The sequence below is a fragment of the Salinifilum ghardaiensis genome, from assembly GCF_054491345.1.
Genome location: NZ_CM137101.1, coordinates 1,200,700 through 1,217,671 on the forward strand (window position 1 = coordinate 1,200,700; position 16,972 = coordinate 1,217,671).

Sequence of the window (16,972 nt, forward strand, 5' to 3'; positions counted from 1 at the left end):
CGTCGGTGCCGAAACCGCTGTCGTCCGCGAAGAACTACCACAGCGACGGAAGAAAGGGACGAGATGATCGTCGTAGGAGGCGAGGCGCTGGTCGACCTCGTTCCTGACAGCGTGAGCGGGGGATCCGAGCTCTGCGCGCTGCAGCCAAAATTGGGCGGTGGCCCGTACAACACCGCTGTCGCGCTGGGACGTCTTGGTGTGCGGACCTGTCTGCTGTCGCGGATTTCCACGGACACGTTCGGCCGTGCCCTGTTCCAGCACCTGGTTTCGTCCGGGGTGGACACCTCGCTGGTGCAGCGCGGTGCCGAGCGGACCGCCCTTGCGGTCACCGAACCCACCGGTGATCGCGAAGTCGCCTACACCTTCTACGCCCACGGTGCCGCGGACCGGTTCCTCGTCGATCCGGGGCCGCTGCCGGCGTCGACACGTGCGGTGGTGCTGGGTGCCCTGTCGCTCGTGCTCGACCCCGGGGCCGGTGTGTACGAGACCGTGATGCGCCGGGAGTCGCAGCGCGGAACGTTCATCGCACTCGATCCGAACATACGCAGCGCAGTGGTCGACGATCCCGAGGCGTACCGAGGCCGTTTCGAGCGCTGGCTGCCGGAGATCGACCTGTTGAAACTCTCCGCCGAAGACGCCCGCTGGCTGGCCGGCGGCAGCGACCCGTGGAAGTCGGCTCGGTTGTGGGCAGCGAGGGGGCCTTCGGCGGTGCTGGTGACGGATGGATCCGCCGGTATGTCCGTCGTGCTCAACACCGGCACCCAGGTGGACGTGCCGGTGCAGACCTCCGGAGTCGTGGATACGATCGGAGCCGGGGACACGGTCCAGGCAGCGGTCGTGGCCTGGCTCGAGCGGAACAGGGCGTTGTCGCGTGCAGCAGTGGCAGCGATGGACGAGGGCCAGTGGCGTGCAGCGTTGATGTTCGCCGCACAGGCTGCTGCGGTGACCTGTTCGCGCACCGGGGCCGAACCGCCCTACCTGGATGATCTCGTCTCGACACCCGTCCGTGACCGTTAGCGAGCCTCCGACATCGCTGACTCCGCCCTGATCAACGATTCCTCATCGACCCTGGGCACGAGGGGAAGGCTCCACCCCTTAACCTGGGAGTCGGAAACGTTTCAGCGATCGGGAAGTTGTTGATGGCAGGCAAGCGTCCGACGATTGCGGACATCGCGCGGGCGGCCGGTGTGTCGACGGGCGCTGCGTCGTATGCGCTGAACAACCGCCCGGGTGTCTCGGACCCGACCCGCAAACGGGTCTTGGAGATCGCCGAGCGGCTCGGATGGGCTCCCAGCAGCGCCGCGCGCTCGTTGACCGGTGGCCGAGCGAATGCCATCGGGATGGTGGTGGACCGGCCAGCGCGGGAGCTGGGGATCGAACCCTACTTCATGCAATTGATCTCCGGAATCCAGGATGCGCTCGCTGACGGGCCGACCGCGCTGCTGCTGCAAGTAACCGACAACAGCGATGCCGAACTGAGCGCGTATCGACGCTGGTGGGCCGAAGGCAGGGTCGACGGGGTGCTCATGGTGGACCTGCGCAGGAACGATCCTCGCGTTTCCCTCGTGCGCGAGCTCGGCATGCCCGCGGTGGCCATGGGGGAGCCTTCCTCCGGGGGCGGGCTGCCCTGCGTGTGGACCGATGACCACGTGGCGATCGTGGAGGTGCTGGAGTACCTCGTCGCGCTCGGCCATCGGAGAATCGTGCGAGTAGCGGGACCGGAAGAGTTCGTGCACACGCAAGTGCGCTCGGAGGCGTTCACGTCCGTGGCCGGACAGCTGGGGCTGGAGGAAGCCCGCATCGTGTCTGCGGACTACTCCGACGAGGCTGCCGCACGGGTGACCAGGCGTGTGCTGACCGGCAGTAGTCGACCGACCGCCCTGGTGTTCGACAACGACGTGATGGCGGTTTCGGCACTGGGCGTGGCCCAGGAACTGGGAATCGCGGTGCCCGCGGAGCTGTCCGTTGTCGCCTGGGACGATTCGGCGTTGTGCAAGCTGGTCAGGCCCGCGCTGTCGGCGATCAGCCGACCGATCCTCGAGCGCGGGGCCGCGGCGGTGAACCTGTTGCTGGAGAGCATTGCTGGCGGTACGGCCGGGGAAGTGAAGACCTCAGATCCAGAACTGGTACCGAGGTCGACGACGGGTCCCGCATCTCACCGGTGACCTGGCGACTCCTGCTGTTCTCGCGCTGATCTCACCGACGCGCCGGGGCCCGCGAACCCTACGCGGCTGCACCGCACGGGCGTCCTCGCCACTACCGCTGCATCCACCGACCGCGCTCCCCACCGCCGAGTAGGCGCGGTTCGCTGCGACGGTCCCAGCTGCGCGTCGCGCCCACCAGGCCGCGTCTGCGTCGCGGCTGCTCGACGAACGGCTCCGAAGCGGCGTTCGCGCGTGCACGTGCTCCGCGAGGCGCACTCGGGCGCGCAGGACTTTCGGGAACCACCAGGCGTGCGAGCAGTTCGCAGGGGGACGTGACCCTTGACACTTAAGCGCTTCAGTGATCTACTGCATCCACTCCTCCGGGGGCGATCCGCCAAGGTTGTGCGCACGTGAAGTAAGTGCTCTCTCTTGAGCGGAAGAAGAAAAACCGAGTAAGTACTACTGCTCGAGGGGAGGGGCAGTGAAGTCCGAACCGGAGCGCTTCCGCAGCGAAATCTCATCGCTGCACGGCGTTCCGAAGGCCGCCGGCGCGCAGCACGTCCACTCGGAAGCGTCATGAGCGTTGCGCACCTGCCGCTGGCATTGACTGCTGATCGAACCCGTTGACAAGGATCCGAAGTGACCACGACGCCTCCAGCGCAACCGTCGGGGACCGATCCGGCCTCGGCCATGTCAGAAACCCAGCCCGAACGGATGGCCCGGCTGACCGGGCAGCGAGTGGGAACCGGTTTCGTCGCCCTCTACATCATCGCCATGATCGGATTGTGGGTCGCTTTGCTGACCCCGTCGTCGATCACTCTGGCGTTGCGCGTTGCCGCGCTCGACCCCGAGGGCAAGGCCAGTTCGCTGGCAGTGGTCACGGGAACCGGCGCTGTGTTCGCGCTCATCGCCAATCCGGTCTTCGGGCATTTCAGCGATCTGTCCACGTCCCGGTGGGGTCAGCGACGCCCCTACATACTCGGCGGAACCGCGTTCGGCATCGCCTCGCTCGTGATCGTCGGACTGGCGCCGAACATCCTCGTCGTAGTCATCGGGTGGAGCCTGACCCAGATTTGTTTCAACGCCGCGCTGGCGGCGATGATCTCCTTGCTCCCCGAGCGCATCCCTGAGGACCGCCGCGGCACCACTTCCGGCCTGATGGGCATCACCAACCAGGTGGCGAACACGATCGGGAGCTATCTCGTCGTTTTCACCGGTACGGCCGGCCTGGCCATGTTCCTCGTCCCCGCGGCGGTCTCGATCGTCCTGGTGTTGATCTTCGTCCTCTTCCTGCGGGAAGTGCCGAAGTCGCGGGAAGAGCTGCCAGCCAAGTCCTGGACGGACCTCTTCTACAGCTTCTGGATCAACCCCATCAAGCACGCCGATTTCGGTTGGGCCTTTCTCAGCCGGTTCTTGATGTACACGGCGACAGCCCTGCTGACCACGTACAAGGTGTACTTCCTGATCGACCGGCTGGGATACACGGACGCCGAGGCCGCCGGAATCGTGGCCTGGTCGATGATCATCAACGCGACCGGGACGATCATCGGTAGTGTGATCTGCGGCTGGTGGTCTGACCGGATAGGCCGGAGGAGGATTTTCGTCGGTGGTGCGGCGTTCGTCTTCGGCATCGGGATGACAGTGCTCGCCGGTTCCTTCTCGCTCTGGGGATTCGCCGTCGGCGTCGGGATCGCCGGCCTCGGAGCGGGCGCCTACGCCGGTGTGGACTACGCGTTGATGGCGAACGTCCTTCCCGACGGTGAGTCCGAGGCCGCCAAGGGGATGGGCGTGTTCAACATCGCCAACTCCCTCCCGCAGACGACGGGGCCGATGATGGCGCCGTTCCTGCTGGCGATCGGCGGGGGCGAGAACTACGCCGCGCTGTACCTCGGTGCCGCTGGTTTCGCCGCGATGGCCGCCATCATCATCCGATTCATCCGCAGCTCTCCCTAGCCGAACGGCGGTCAGCCAGCTGGCCGGTTCCGCCGACGTCCCGTTCGAATCCCGCGGCCCCGTTCAGGGAGGTATCCGCGGCGGAGCCGCTCGTGCCCGGCGGCCCGGGCGCAAGCAGGAAAAGGAGGTGTGCGCAACATCCGCAGGATGAACACTGTGGATTTCATCGTCCCATCAGGAACGCGAATCACCGTTCGCGCGTTGGAAGGAAACTGATGAACAGGAAATTGAGCGTCGCGTTATCCACGGCAGTTGCCGTGGTCACCGCGTCCTTCGTCGGCGCGGTCCCGTCGACCGCAGCCGGGTCGTCCGGGACCGCTGCGGCCCCGGAGGCAGCCGGCATGCACGTGGAGAACGGGAAGTTGCTGGACGCCAACGGCAACGAGTTCGTCATGCGCGGTGTCAACCACGCGCACGCGTGGTACCCCGAACAGCTCGGTTCGCTCGCGGACATCAGCGAGATGGGAGCGAACACGGTGCGCGTGGCGCTGGGCACCGGTGACGCCTTCCGGGAAACCCCGCAGGAGGAAGTCGCTCAGATCGTCCAGTCGTGCGAGGAGAACCAGCTGGTCTGCGTGCTGGAAGTCCATGACACCACCGGCTACGGAGAGGACGACGCGGCCGTCCCGATGTCGGAGGCGGTCGAGTACTGGACCGGTATCCAGGAAGCGCTGGCCGGGCACGAGGACGACGTGTTGGTGAACATCGGCAACGAGCCGTTCGGCAACGAGGGCTACGAATCGTGGGCGACGGACACCTCGAACGCGATCAACGCCCTCCGGGAGGCCGGTTACGAGCACACCATCGTGGCCGACGCGCCGAACTGGGGCCAGGACCACACCTCCACCATGCGGGACAACGCCGCTGAGGTGTTGGAAAGCGACCCAGCGAGCAACACGATGTTCTCCGTGCACATGTACGGCGTCTACGAAACGCCGGAGAAGATCAACAACTACCTGAACTCGTTCGTCGATGCCGGGTTGCCGATCATGGTCGGTGAATTCGGGCACCAGCACTCCGACGGCAACCCGGACGAGGATGCGATCATCGAGGCGACGAACTCCCTCGGGCTCGGCTACCTCGGGTGGTCGTGGAGCGGCAACACCGGCGGCGTGGAGTACCTGGACATGGTCCAGGACTTCGACCCGGCCCAGCTGACCGAGTGGGGCGACCGGATCTTCAACGGTCCCGGCGGGATCAAGGAGACCGCGAAGAAGGCGTCCACCTTCTCCTGATCGGCACGGGTGCGGAGTGGAGTCCGCGGAACCCGCTCCGCACCCTCTTGCCCGTGGTGGGCGCCGGGGACGAACGCCCGGCGCCCACCACCTGCGGAGTGCGTCGAAGCGTTCGCGTTCGGTGCGCTGGTGGGAGCGTCCGCGGCACGCATCGCCGCATGACAGCACCCCGCGATGCCGTTCGGCATCGAGCTGCTGGAACGCGGCCTCGTCGGTCTGCACCGCCTGTGACGACGGGGGCCGAACCGGGCCGTCACACGTGTCCGTGCCGGAACGCGGACATTCCGGTGCGGAAGCGGAACGGGGGCCGCGAGCGCCGCGGTAGGGGTACCGTGATGTCCCGCCGCCGCGGAGCGCCGCCAGGAGCCACCTGCCTCAGTCGGGCTGCTCGCGCGGCAGGCACTCGATGAGCGCGTAGCCGTTGTCCAGCGTGGTGACCCCGACCAGGTCGAGCCCCGCGGCGTCGGCGAGGCCGCGCACGGCCGCGAGGTCCCGCATCCGCCCGCCCACGTAGACCATCATGCGCAGGTCGAGCTCGGTGAACACGTCCATCGTGGTCGCGTCGGCCGCGCTCGGGTGCTCGGCGATGTCGTGCTCGGGCAGCACCTCCACGACGAACACGCGGCCGCCCTCCTCGGCGGCCGCGGCGCAGTTGCGCAGGAGCCGGGTCGCCTCCGCGTCGTCCCAGTCGCCCAGCACGTCGCACAGCAGCAGGGCGTGCGCCGTGCGGGGCAGCGGTTCGAGGAAGTCGGCGGTGACGATCTCCACCCGCCCGGCCACGTCGCGCTGCCGCAGGTAGTCCGCCGCGTTGCCGCTCGGTCCGGGCAGCTCCACCAGGACCCCGGACACGTCCGGGTGTTCGGCGAGGATCTCGGCCAGCAGCAGGCCCTTGCCGCCGCCGATGTCGGCGATGCTGCTGAACGCGTCCCACGAGCGGGCCTGCGCCACCAGCGGCGCCAGCCCGTGCGTCTTGCTCTCCATGAGGGCGTCGAAGGAGTCCGACAGCTGCTCGTCGTCGGCGAGCTCCTGCCAGAACCCGCGCCCGAACACCGCCGTGTAGGCCGTTTCCTGCCCGCGCACGTGGGTGAGCAGCTCGACGAAGGCGAGGTCCGCGCGTCCCACGGCGCCGTCCATGTCCAGCCACGCGCGCTGGCTGCCCGGCCGGTCGCTGCGCAGCGCGTGCGAGGTCTCGTTCGGGCCGAAGACGTCCGGCTCCGGTTCGGTGAACATCCCGTGGTGCACGAGGTAGCGGAGCACGCGCCCCAGCGGGTCGGGCAGCGCGCGGCACTGCCGCGCGATCGACTCCAGCGGCACCGGGCCGTCCCGCACGACGTCCGGGACACCGAGCGTCGCGATCGTGCGGATGGCGAACGGCGTGATGATGTCGGCCATCGCCCGGATGTCCTGCGGATCGCGTGCCATGCGGGCAGGGTAAGCGTGCTGCGGGCGATCAGCGCGGGCGTGCGTGCGGACGAGTGCGCACGCACGAGGCGGGGTGGCCCGACCGGGTGCTGCTCGTTCCGGGCGAGTTCGGTGCGCGCTCTTGCGTTCGCGCCTCCCGCCAGAAATATTGGAAGACCGATGGTTTGAAGTTTGAGTAATCGCGTGGGATCGGTGGTGGCGCATGAGCCGTGAACTGGAGCACTTCATCGGCGGCAAGCGGGTCGCGGGGCGGTCCGGATCCGCGGGCGAGGTGTTCGACCCGAACACCGGAGCCGTGCAGGCCCGCGTCCCGTTCGCGACGGCGGACGAGGTCCGCTCCGCCGTGCGCGACGCGGCCGCGGCGCAGCAGGAGTGGGCGAAGTACAACCCGCAGCAGCGCGCCCGCGTGCTGATGCGCTTCCTCCGGCTCGTCGAGGAGGAGAAGGACGAACTGGCCCGGCTGCTCTCCTCCGAGCACGGCAAGACCGTCCCCGACGCCCACGGCGACATCCAGCGCGGCCTCGAGGTCGTCGAGTTCGCCACCGGCATCCCGCACCTGCTCAAGGGCGAGTACAGCGACGGCGTCGGCACCGGCATCGACGTCTACTCGATGCGGCAGCCGCTCGGCGTCGTCGCCGGCATCACCCCGTTCAACTTCCCCGCGATGATCCCGCTGTGGAAGATGGGACCCGCCATCGCCTGCGGCAACTCCTTCGTCCTCAAGCCCTCCGAGCGCGACCCCTCCGTGCCGGTGCGGCTGGCCGAGCTCCTCGTCGAAGCCGGCCTGCCACCGGGGGTGTGCAACGTCGTGCACGGCGACGCCACCGCCGTCGACGCGCTGCTCACCGACGACACCGTCGAAGCCGTCGGCTTCGTCGGATCCACGCCGATCGCCCAGCACGTCTACGCGACCGCCGCCGCCCACGGCAAGCGCGCCCAGTGCTTCGGCGGGGCGAAGAACCACCTCGTCGTCATGCCCGACGCCGACATGGACCAGGCCGTCGACGCCCTCGTCGGCGCCGGCTACGGCTCCGCAGGGGAGCGCTGCATGGCCGTGTCCGTGGCCGTCCCCGTCGGGGAGCGCACCGCCGACACCCTCGTCGAACGCCTCACCGAACGCGTCCGCGACCTGCGGGTCGGCACCAGCTTCGACGAGAGCGCCGACTTCGGCCCGCTGATCACCCCGCAGGCGCGCGACCGCGTCACCGACCTCATCGGCGTCGGCGAGCGGGAGGGCGCCGAACTCCTCGTCGACGGGCGCGGGCAGACGGTGGCCGGCCACGAGAGCGGCTTCTTCCTCGGCCCGACCCTGTTCGACCGCGTCACCCCGGAGATGCGGATCTACCACGAGGAGATCTTCGGCCCCGTGCTCTCGGTCGTCCGCGCCCGCGACTACGCCGAAGCGGCCCGCCTGCCCAGCGAGAACGAGTACGGCAACGGCGTGGCGATCTTCACCCGCGACGGCGATGCCGCACGCGACTTCACCACCCGCGTCGACACCGGCATGGTCGGCGTCAACGTCCCCATCCCGGTGCCCATCGCCTACCACGGCTTCGGCGGCTGGAAGCGCTCCGGCTTCGGCGACCTCAACCAGCACGGTACCGACTCCGTCCGCTTCTACACGCGGACCAAGACCGTCACCCAGCGGTGGCCGTCGGGGATCAAGGACGGGGCCAGCTTCACCATCCCGACGTAGTGATGATGGGTGATGACTTTCGCTGCGCAGTAGCTTCAGTAGCGGAACTCTCGCACTCCTCTCGCTCCGGGAGCTTCGACATCGAGTAGCGACCTACACAACGTCTCGCTTTCCTCGCGAGAGGAGCACGGGAGAACCCGCGGTGGGTGCGGTTGCGAGGCATCAGGAGCTGCACCTGAATCCAGGCCCCGGTTGCGTTGTGGTGCGTCGGGCCGGGTGGTTGGGAGCTCCGCACCGAGCGGTGACCCGCGCAGTTCGCACTGCTCGCGTTCGGCCTTCGGCTTGTTCGCCCGAACAGCCCGACCGCTCCGAACCTCAGGACCGGCTGGAGCGGACGTTCGGTTCTGCACCGCTCGGGTGCAGACCCTCGAGGAACCAGTGAGAGCTGCTGGCAACTCCAGCACCCCGCACCGCGGCGGTGATCCGCCGGATGCGGGTGGCCGGGCCGTCCGGCCCGGCCGGAGCCGACGCGGACCGCACCCGGAGCCGCGCGGTTCCCGCCAGGTCTGACCAGACCGGCGAGATGACCACGAAAGGAGGAGCCGTGTCCGCTCCGACCGCAGAACCGACCTCCCGCTTCGACCTGTCGGCGGACCAGCGCGCCCTGCGCGACACGGCGCAGGAGTTCGCCGACGAACGGCTCGCCCCGCACGCCCTGGAGTGGGACCAGAGCACGACCTTCCCGGTGGACACGCTGCGCTCGGCCGGCCCGCTCGGGATGGGCGGGATCTGCGTGGCCGAGGACGTCGGCGGCAGCGGGCTGAGCCGCTTCGACTCGGTCGTCATCTACGAGGCGCTGGCCACCGGCGATCCCTGCGTCACCGCGTACCTGTCCATCCACAACATGGTCGCCGGGGTGGTCGACCGGTTCGGCACCGCGCAGCAGCGGCAGGAGTGGCTGCCCGAGCTGTGCTCCCTGCGGCGGCTCGCCAGCTACTGCCTGACCGAACCGGGCGCGGGGTCCGACGCGGCCGCGCTGAGCACGCGCGCCGTGCGCGAGGGCGACGAGTACGTGCTCACCGGGGTCAAGCAGTTCATCTCCGGCAGCGGGTCCGCCGAGCTGTACCTGGTCATGGCCCGCACCGGCGACCCGGGCGCGGGCGGGATCTCCGCGTTCCTCGTCGACGGCGACGCGCCCGGGCTGTCGTTCGGCCCGAACGAGGCGAAGATGGGCTGGCACGCCCAGCCGACGTGCCAGGTCGTCCTCGACGGCGTCCGCGTGCCGGCCGAACGCCTGCTCGGCGCGGAGGGCGAGGGCTTCAAGATCGCCATGGCCGGGCTCGACGCGGGCAGGCTGGGCATCTCCTCCTGCTCGGTCGGCGGCGCGGACAGCGCGCTGCGCCGCAGCCTCGAATACGCCGGGCAGCGCACTGCTTTCGGCTCGCACCTGGCCGAGTTCCAAGCGCTGCGCTTCAAGCTGGCCGACATGGCCACCGACCTCGAAGCGGCGCGGCTGATGCTGTGGCGCGCCGCCAGCGCCCTCGACGCGGGCGACCCGAGGTCGACCCGCTGGTGCGCGATGGCCAAGCGCTTCGCCACGGACGCGGGATTCGCCGTGGCCAACGAGGCCCTTCAGATCCACGGTGGATACGGATACCTTGCCGAGTACGGCGTGGAGAAACTCGTCCGCGACCTGCGAGTGCACCAGATCCTGGAAGGGACCAACGAGATCATGCGACTCATCATCGCCCGCGACCTGCTGGAGAACGTCTCATGAGCGAGCAGGAGATCGTGCTCGCCGAGCAGGGCGGCCTGGGGCGGATCACGCTGAACCGGCCGAAGGCGATCAACTCGCTCACGCTGAACATGGTGCGCGAGATCGCCGCCGCCCTGCGCCGGTGGCAGTCCGCCGACCACATCCGCACGGTGCTCATCGACGGCGCCGGGGAGAAGGGCCTGTGCGCCGGGGGCGACGTGCGCGCCATCCACGACGCGGCCCGCGACGGCGACTACAGCGCCGCCGCGACCTTCTGGGCCGAGGAGTACCGGATGAACGCGCTGATCGGGAACTACCCGAAGCCGGTCGTCGGGTTCATGGACGGCATCTGCATGGGCGGCGGCGTCGGCATCACCGCGCACGGTTCGCACCGGGTGGTCACCGAGCGCTCCAAGGTGGGCATGCCGGAAGTCGGGATCGGCTTCGTCCCCGACGTCGGCGGGACCTACCTGCTCTCGCGCACCCCGGGGCACCTGGGGGAGCACTTCGGGCTCACCGGGGCGCCGTTCAGCGGTGCGGACGCGATCCACGCCGGCTTCGCCGACCACCACGTACCGCGCTCGGCGCTGCCGGAGCTCGCCGACGCGCTGGCCGAGGCCCCCGCCGATGAGGCGCTGCGCAAGTTCGCCGAGCAACCGCCGGCTGCGCAGGCCGAGGCCGACCGGGAGTGGATCGACGAGGCCTACGCGGCACCGACCGTGCCCGAGATCCTCGAGCGCCTGCACGCGCGGCCGGAGCAGCGCGCCGCCGAGGCCGCCGCGGCCATCGCCGAGAAGTCGCCCACCAGCCTCAGCGTGACCCTGCGCGCGGTGCGCCAGCGGTACGGCTCGCTCGAGGAGGCCCTGCGCCAGGAGTACCGGGTGGCGATGTCGGCCGTGCGCAGCGGCGAGTTCGTCGAGGGCGTGCGCGCGACCCTCGTGGACAAGGACCGCGACCCGAAGTGGAACCCGCCCGCGCTGGCCGAGGTCGGCGAGGACCGGATCGCGTCGTTCTTCGAGCCCGACCCGGACGGGGAGCTCGAACTGTAAGGGAATCCGCGGATTGGCGGATGTTCGCTCGGCCGCACCGGTCCGGCGGGCAAGCGGCGCAGCCGCTTCCTCCTCCACGTACGCAGACCGAACCACCGGGGGTTCCCCCGACCCGCACGCCGGCCAATCCGCGGACTCCCCACGCCCGGCTCCGCCGCCTCCCGGCGGCCGGCCCGCCCGGTCCGCGACAACCCACCACTCGAAAGGGGACGGAGACTATGGCAGTCATCGGTTTCATCGGACTGGGCCACATGGGCGGTCCCATGGCGGCCAACCTCGTCGGGGCCGGCAACGCGGTGCAGGGCTTCGACCTGGACCCGCAGGTCCTGGAGGCGGCCCGGGCGAACGGCGTCACACCGGCCGACTCGGTCACCGCCGCCGCGACCGGCGCCGACGCGGTGATCACCATGCTGCCGGGCGGCAAGCAGGTGCACGCCTGCTACCCGGAGATCCTCGCCGCGGCGCAGCCGGGCACGCTGCTCGTCGACTCCTCCACCGTCGACGTCGCCGAAGCGCGCCAGACCCACGAGTGGGCCGAGCAGGCCGGCTTCGGCGCGCTCGACGCGCCGGTGTCCGGCGGCACGGCGGGCGCGGAGGCGGGCACGCTGACGTTCATGGTCGGCGGCTCCGAGAGCGACTTCCACCGCGCCGAGCAGCTGCTGCAGCCGATCGCGCGCAAGCTCATCCACTGCGGCGGGTCCGGCAACGGCCAGGTCGTGAAGATGTGCAACAACCTCATCCTCGGCGCGTCGATGATCGCCGTGAGCGAGGCGTTCGTGCTGGGCGAGCGGCTCGGCCTGCCGCCGCGGGCGCTCTACGACGTGGCGTCGGTCTCCACCGGCCAGTGCTGGGCGCTGACCACGAACTGCCCCGAACCGGGCATGGTCTCCACCAGCCGCGCCGAGCACGACTACGAACCGGGATTCGCCGCCTCGCTGATGGCCAAGGACCTGAAGCTGGCGAAGTCCGCCGCCGCGCAGAGCGGTACCGAAGCGGAGATCGGGCAGCTCGCCCTCGACCTGTACGAGCGGTTCAACGACACCGGCGGGGGCGACCAGGACTTCGGCGCCATCATCAAGTGGATCCGCGAGCGCTCCGAGCAGTGACGACGCGCTCCCGCGAACGGCGCAATCCCCGGCGGGGCGATCACCGGGCACCGGCGTACGCTGTCCGCTCGTGATGGCATGGCTCCTCGACTGGTGGGACGCGATCGAGCTGTGGCTCGTGCAGCTTCCCTACCCGGTGCAGGTCGTCCTCGTCGTGGGCGTTCTCCTCCCGCTGTGCTGGGCGGCCACGCGCGTGGTGGACCGGGTCGCCGACCTGGTCGAAGACCGGTGGTCCCGGCTGCGCGCCGGAGGCCGCTCGGCGCGCCGGAACGCGGGGGGAACCTCGACGTGAGCCCGCGGAAACGGATCACCCTCGCGTTGGTCGCGCTGATCCTCCTCGTCGTGGTCGGATGGTTCGTCAGCGGCGGGAACGGATCGGCCGGGCACGACGCGCTCGGCGCGGCGGAATCCGTCCGCGCGGACCGGACGTTGCACGAAGTGCCATCGGAGTTCACCGGCGCTCGTGAGCACCGCGGACACGCCGGGGCGGCCCGCGGTGCGCGGGGCGCGGGTGCCGACGCCGACGGTGGATGCTGATGAAGGTGCTGAAGCGAGCACGGGTGCGTGCTGGGAGGACGGGGGTGAGCGAGGTGCAGCTGCCCCGCGTGGAGGCCCACCGGGCCGTGGAGGAGGCGGAGCGCCGCGGCGCCGAGGTCCACGTCCTGGACGGGGCGGACTTGACGAGCAAGCGGACGACGCTCGACGGCATCGCGGCCGTGCTGAACTTCCCCGAGTGGGCGGGCCGCAACCTCGACGCCCTCTACGACTGCCTCACCGACCTGTCCTGGCTGCCGGAGGGTGAGCACGTGCTCGTCTGGTCCGGGCACCAGGCGCTGGCCGAGCACGACCCGCGCGCCTACGAGCGCATCCTCGACGTGCTGCGCGACGCCGCGGAGAACTCGATGTGCGGGCGCCGCTTCCAGCCCGTGCTCGCCAGCGAGTAGGCGGGGCGCAGCCCGGCGGGTTGTTTCTGCTGTTCACCTTGTTTCTGCTGTTCACAGGGTCAGGGCGGCGCGCAGGGCCGCGTCGGCGCGACCCCGGGATGATGCTCGGTGCGCCGGCGTGGCTGCGGGTCGCTCGGCCTCCTCGGAGGCCGCGCGCAGCACAGCCGACTTCGACGAACCCGGCTCCACCTCGGCCAGCGATTCCAGCGCCCAGCGCTGGAAACTGCTCCGGTCCATGAGCCTGTCGACGAGCCGGACGTCCGCCTCGGTGAGCGCGCGGGGGTCTCGCGCCGCGCAGTTGGGTCAGCAGGCACACCGCGCAGCACGCATCACTGATCTGCACCAGCCCAGTGATGCGTTCCCGCGGTGCCCGCAGGCATGAGGCGCGACCGGGTGTTTCAGTCACCGGGGACCCAGGACGGGTCGCGCTTCTCCGCGAACGCGCGCATCCCCTCCTGGCCCTCCTCACCGGCGAAGTGCTCGGCCGACAGCGCCAGCAGCTTCTCGTAGGAGGCTTCCCGGTCCGCCGTCGCCGACGGCGGGTCGAGCAGCAGCCGCTTCACCGCCGCCAGCGCGCCGGGGGCGCCGCGGGCGAGCATCCCGGCGTAGCGCCGCACCTCGGCGTCCAGCTCCCCGGCGGGCACGGCGCTGTTGAGCAGGCCGACCTCCACCGCCCGGCGCGCGTCGAAGCGCTCCCCGGTGAGGAACAGCTCGTGCGCCTGCCGCGGCGCGAGCCTGGGCAGCACGGTCATCGAGATGACAGCCGGCACCACCCCGATGCGCACCTCGGAGAACGCGAACGTCGCCTCGTCGGCGGCCACGGCGATGTCCGCCGCCGCGACGAGTCCCACACCGCCCGCGCGGGCCGGTCCGGCCAGCTTCGCGATCACCGGCTTCGGGCTCGTCCACAGCTGCTCCAGCAGCGCCGGAAACGCCCGCACGCCCTGGTCGTCGGCGGAGGCGGACTGCGACTCCTTCAGGTCCATCCCGGCGCAGAAGACCGGACCGGTGTGGTCCAGCACGAGCACCCGGACGCTCTCGTCGGCGAACGCGTCCGCCACGTGCCCGTGCAGCTCGCGCCGCAGCTGCGCGGACAGGGCGTTGCGGTTGTGCGGGGAGTCCAGCGTGATCGTCGCGGTGCCGCCGGAGTCGGCGCGGTGCACGAGTTCTTCTGCCATGCGCGGCACGTTAGCGGCTCGCGCAGGCGCGTCCAACCGTTGCGGCCACGATCGCCGGACTCCTCCGGACGCGATGCAGGTGGCCGGGCACCTCAGGTGGCCGGGTAGCGCTCGCCCCACTCCGGTGGTGCGGGGCCAAACTCGGTGGCGGCGTCGGTGCCGAGGCCCTCCAGCACCGCGTGCAGCTCCAGTTCGTCGGTCCACCGCTCGGCGATCCCGCCGGTGCCGAGGAGCGCGCCGAGCAGGCTGCCGCAGACCGCCCCGACCGCGGCGCTGTTGCCCGTCTGGTTGACCGCGACCGCCAGACCCGCCTCGAACGGGCTCTCCCGCTCCACCGCGGCCAGCGCCGCGTGCACCCCCAGGGCGAGGGCTTCCGCGGCCTGCCAACCGGTGCCGAGGTGGTGGTTGCGCTCCTCCGGGGACGCCGAACCGGAGGCGGCCAGGCGCACCGCCGCGTCCAGCCGGCGCGCGACCGGTTCGTGCTCCGGGTGCCCGGCGAGCTCCTCCCGGGCCCGCGCCACCGCGTCGGGCAGCTCCGCGCCCCCCAGCAGGTGGAGCACGACCACCCCGAGCGCGCCCGCGGACAGGTGCGCGCTCGGGTGGCCGTGCGTGAGCGCGGCCAGGCGCACCGCCGTGTCGAACACGCGCGCCGGATCGTCGGACCACAGCGCCGCGGGCACCGCGCGCACCACCGCGCTCGGCCCCTGCGAGTCGTTGACCGGATCCTCCGGCGTGCCCGGTTCCCGCTGCCCCTTGGCGACGGCGATCAGCGTCCGCATCATCGTCCGCCCCGGGTTGCGCGTCCGGAACAGCGCCCGGTGCTGCACCAGCGGGCCGTCCGGCTGCGCGGCGGTCGTGCGGAAGCGCCCGGCCGCCCGCGGCCAGCTGAGGTGCTGGGTGTGCAGCCAGCGCTGGTACGCGTGCTGCACGTGCTCGAACGGCGTGGTGACCGCTCCGCGGCGGCGGGCCACGCCGGCCCGGATCATCCCCTCCACGGAGAACAGCAGCAGCTGGGTCTCGCTGCCGATGCGACCGGCCGGGTGCCCCGCCGGGAGGTACTCGGTCAGGCCGTCCTCGCCGTGCCGGGCGCGGATGTCCTCCGCGGTGGCCGGGGCCACGGGCAGGCCGAGCGCCTCGCCGACGCCGCAGCCCACCACCGCGGCGCGGAACCGGTCGCGCGCCCCGGCGCAGCGCTCCGCGCCGCTCGTTCCCGCCGGCCGGTCGCCGCGCGGTCGTGCGGAGCCCTCCGCGGGGGCGGGCGCGGCGGTGCCGTAGCGGCGGGTCCAGTCCGCCGAACCGTCCGGGTGCGGTCCGAACTCGGTGACCGCGTCGGTCGCGATCCGCTCCACGAGCTCCACCGGGGCGAGGGTGCGCCACGGCACGGCCGTCGGCCCGTGCAGCGCGCCGAGCAGCTGCCCGCACAGCGCGGCTGCCGCGGGCCCGTCGCCGTCGTGCTCGCACGCCGCGGTCAGCGCAGCGGCGAAGCCCGCGGGCGTGCCCGCCTCGCGGCGGCAGGCCAGCGCCGTGCGCACGGCCGCGGCCAGGGTGCTGAGCCCGTCCCGGCCGGGTCCGAGCGCGGCCCACTGCACCCGGCCCGGCCGCAGTCCCGCCGGGCTGGCCCGGCCGAGCTCCACCGCGCGGGACAGTTGCGCACGCCCGGCCTCCCACGTGGTCAGTCCGCGCTCGATCGCGGTGTCCAACCCCTGCCCGCGCAGCAGGCGGGCCATCGCGACCGCCAGCACCGCGGCCGGCCCGTGGCCGCGCGGGTGCCCGGGGGTGAGCGCGGCGAGCTCGCCGCCGAGCACGCGCACGCGTCCCGCGTCGGCCGACCACAGCGGGGCGAGCGCACCGAGCGGGACCGCGGTCGCGCCGTCCGATCCGGTCAGCCGGTGCTGCGGCGTTCCGGGCGCGCTGCCCGCGGCGATGCGGCTGACCGCGGTCAGCAGGCCGGGCTCGTCGACGGAGCGCGACCACAGCGCGTCGTGCCGGATGAGCCAGCCGACCGGAGCGGGGTGGGCGGAGCCGCAGTCGGCCCAGGCGACCCCGCGGGAGCGCATCCACCGGCGCAGTCCTTCGAGGACTTCGCCGAACGGCTCGGCGCCGTCCTCGCCGCGCTGGGCGGTGCGGGCGCGGATGAGCCCTTCCAACGCGAACAGGAGCGCGCTGCCGCGCTGGCCGAGCGCGGGGGCAGCGCCCCGGTCCGCGGCCGGGGCGTCCTCGGCGGGTGGTCCGCGCAGCGCGACCTGCTCGCCGACGAGCCCGCCGAGCAGCATGCCCATCAGGCGGCTGGGCACCTCCGGCAGCAGGCCCGCGCGTCCGCTCAGACCGCTCGGCGGCAGGGCAGCGGTTTCGTCGGCGGCGATCCGGTGGCGCAGGGCCGCGCCCCACGGCGGGAGTTCGGAGGGGTGCTCGCGCCACCGGCGCCACCGGTCGAGCAGCCCGCGCTCGACCGGATCGCGGTGGCCGCGGCCGCGCCGCGCGGCGAGCAGCGCCCGCTCGGTGTCGTCCAGCGGGTGGGCCGATGCGTCCACTGTGCTCGTTCTCCGAGC

15 protein-coding genes are annotated in these 16,972 nt (G+C 71.4%); 11 read left to right on the top strand and 4 right to left on the bottom strand.

What is annotated here, in order from left to right; translation table 11 throughout:
• Positions 1 to 63: 63 nt before the first annotated feature.
• The 4 genes from ACVGV0_RS05375 (at position 64) to ACVGV0_RS05390 (ending at position 5,332) form a co-directional block, all read left to right on the top strand.
• Positions 64 to 1,017, top strand: coding sequence for a carbohydrate kinase family protein (locus tag ACVGV0_RS05375; RefSeq protein ID WP_459159931.1), 954 nt, complete (start codon positions 64 to 66; stop codon positions 1,015 to 1,017).
• Between the two features lie 122 nt (positions 1,018 to 1,139).
• On the top strand, positions 1,140 to 2,165 hold the full coding sequence (locus ACVGV0_RS05380) for a LacI family DNA-binding transcriptional regulator (protein ID WP_459158745.1): 1,026 nt from the start codon (positions 1,140 to 1,142) through the stop codon (positions 2,163 to 2,165).
• Positions 2,166 to 2,783: 618 nt separating this feature from the next.
• Positions 2,784 to 4,097, top strand: a complete 1,314-nt coding sequence (locus ACVGV0_RS05385) for an MFS transporter (protein ID WP_459158746.1) — start codon at positions 2,784 to 2,786, stop codon at positions 4,095 to 4,097.
• A gap of 215 nt (positions 4,098 to 4,312) precedes the next feature.
• Positions 4,313 to 5,332 (top strand): glycoside hydrolase family 5 protein, encoded by a 1,020-nt coding sequence (locus ACVGV0_RS05390; RefSeq protein WP_459158747.1) that lies wholly within the window; start codon positions 4,313 to 4,315, stop codon positions 5,330 to 5,332.
• Positions 5,333 to 5,707: 375 nt separating this feature from the next.
• On the opposite strand, the gene ACVGV0_RS05395 is transcribed toward ACVGV0_RS05390, so the two are convergent.
• Positions 5,708 to 6,754, bottom strand: coding sequence for a methyltransferase (locus tag ACVGV0_RS05395; RefSeq protein ID WP_459158748.1), 1,047 nt, complete (start codon positions 6,752 to 6,754; stop codon positions 5,708 to 5,710).
• A 202-nt stretch (positions 6,755 to 6,956) separates the two neighbouring features.
• On the opposite strand from ACVGV0_RS05395, the gene ACVGV0_RS05400 reads away from it, so the two are divergent.
• The 7 genes from ACVGV0_RS05400 to ACVGV0_RS05430 all read left to right on the top strand — a co-directional run bounded on the left by ACVGV0_RS05400 (position 6,957) and on the right by ACVGV0_RS05430 (position 13,245).
• On the top strand, positions 6,957 to 8,450 hold the full coding sequence (locus tag ACVGV0_RS05400; RefSeq protein WP_459158749.1) for a CoA-acylating methylmalonate-semialdehyde dehydrogenase: 1,494 nt from the start codon (positions 6,957 to 6,959) through the stop codon (positions 8,448 to 8,450).
• 544 nt (positions 8,451 to 8,994) lie between these two features.
• A complete protein-coding gene (locus ACVGV0_RS05405; protein ID WP_459158750.1) occupies positions 8,995 to 10,167 on the top strand; it encodes an acyl-CoA dehydrogenase family protein in 1,173 nt (390 codons plus the stop codon).
• Positions 10,164 to 11,195: an enoyl-CoA hydratase/isomerase family protein gene (locus tag ACVGV0_RS05410; RefSeq protein ID WP_459158751.1), complete on the top strand. Its 1,032-nt coding sequence runs from the start codon at positions 10,164 to 10,166 to the stop codon at positions 11,193 to 11,195. Before ACVGV0_RS05405 ends, ACVGV0_RS05410 begins: the two co-directional genes overlap by 4 nt.
• 218 nt (positions 11,196 to 11,413) lie before the next feature.
• Entirely contained in the window at positions 11,414 to 12,301 is an 888-nt protein-coding gene (gene mmsB / locus ACVGV0_RS05415) for a 3-hydroxyisobutyrate dehydrogenase (protein WP_459158752.1), read from the top strand.
• Positions 12,302 to 12,374: 73 nt separating this feature from the next.
• Positions 12,375 to 12,593, top strand: coding sequence for a hypothetical protein (locus tag ACVGV0_RS05420; RefSeq protein ID WP_459159932.1), 219 nt, complete (start codon positions 12,375 to 12,377; stop codon positions 12,591 to 12,593).
• Positions 12,590 to 12,838 (top strand): hypothetical protein, encoded by a 249-nt coding sequence (locus ACVGV0_RS05425; RefSeq protein WP_459158753.1) that lies wholly within the window; start codon positions 12,590 to 12,592, stop codon positions 12,836 to 12,838. Before ACVGV0_RS05420 ends, ACVGV0_RS05425 begins: the two co-directional genes overlap by 4 nt.
• A gap of 44 nt (positions 12,839 to 12,882) precedes the next feature.
• On the top strand, positions 12,883 to 13,245 hold the full coding sequence (locus tag ACVGV0_RS05430; protein WP_459158754.1) for a barstar family protein: 363 nt from the start codon (positions 12,883 to 12,885) through the stop codon (positions 13,243 to 13,245).
• 51 nt (positions 13,246 to 13,296) lie between these two features.
• On the opposite strand, the gene ACVGV0_RS05435 is transcribed toward ACVGV0_RS05430, so the two are convergent.
• The 3 genes from ACVGV0_RS05435 to ACVGV0_RS05445 form a co-directional block, all read right to left on the bottom strand.
• Positions 13,297 to 13,482 (bottom strand): hypothetical protein, encoded by a 186-nt coding sequence (locus ACVGV0_RS05435; protein ID WP_459158755.1) that lies wholly within the window; start codon positions 13,480 to 13,482, stop codon positions 13,297 to 13,299.
• Between the two features lie 161 nt (positions 13,483 to 13,643).
• A complete protein-coding gene (locus ACVGV0_RS05440) occupies positions 13,644 to 14,423 on the bottom strand; it encodes an enoyl-CoA hydratase-related protein (protein ID WP_459158756.1) in 780 nt (259 codons plus the stop codon).
• A gap of 92 nt (positions 14,424 to 14,515) precedes the next feature.
• A complete protein-coding gene (locus ACVGV0_RS05445; RefSeq protein ID WP_459158757.1) occupies positions 14,516 to 16,954 on the bottom strand; it encodes an ADP-ribosylglycohydrolase family protein in 2,439 nt (812 codons plus the stop codon).
• Positions 16,955 to 16,972: the final 18 nt, after the last annotated feature.

Bases quoted from the DNA above. Each gene is read 5' to 3' on its own strand.
- ACVGV0_RS05395 (WP_459158748.1), bottom strand. From the start codon at position 6,754: ATGGCACGCGATCCGCAGGACATCCGGGCGATGGCCGACATCATCACG.
- ACVGV0_RS05435 (WP_459158755.1), bottom strand. From the start codon at position 13,482: ATGGACCGGAGCAGTTTCCAGCGCTGGGCGCTGGAATCGCTGGCCGAG.
- mmsB (WP_459158752.1), top strand. From the start codon at position 11,414: ATGGCAGTCATCGGTTTCATCGGACTGGGCCACATGGGCGGTCCCATG.
- ACVGV0_RS05390 (WP_459158747.1), top strand. From the start codon at position 4,313: ATGAACAGGAAATTGAGCGTCGCGTTATCCACGGCAGTTGCCGTGGTC.
- ACVGV0_RS05410 (WP_459158751.1), top strand. From the start codon at position 10,164: ATGAGCGAGCAGGAGATCGTGCTCGCCGAGCAGGGCGGCCTGGGGCGG.
- ACVGV0_RS05380 (WP_459158745.1), top strand. From the start codon at position 1,140: ATGGCAGGCAAGCGTCCGACGATTGCGGACATCGCGCGGGCGGCCGGT.
- ACVGV0_RS05400 (WP_459158749.1), top strand. From the start codon at position 6,957: ATGAGCCGTGAACTGGAGCACTTCATCGGCGGCAAGCGGGTCGCGGGG.
- ACVGV0_RS05375 (WP_459159931.1), top strand. From the start codon at position 64: ATGATCGTCGTAGGAGGCGAGGCGCTGGTCGACCTCGTTCCTGACAGC.
- ACVGV0_RS05420 (WP_459159932.1), top strand. From the start codon at position 12,375: ATGGCATGGCTCCTCGACTGGTGGGACGCGATCGAGCTGTGGCTCGTG.
- ACVGV0_RS05440 (WP_459158756.1), bottom strand. From the start codon at position 14,423: ATGGCAGAAGAACTCGTGCACCGCGCCGACTCCGGCGGCACCGCGACG.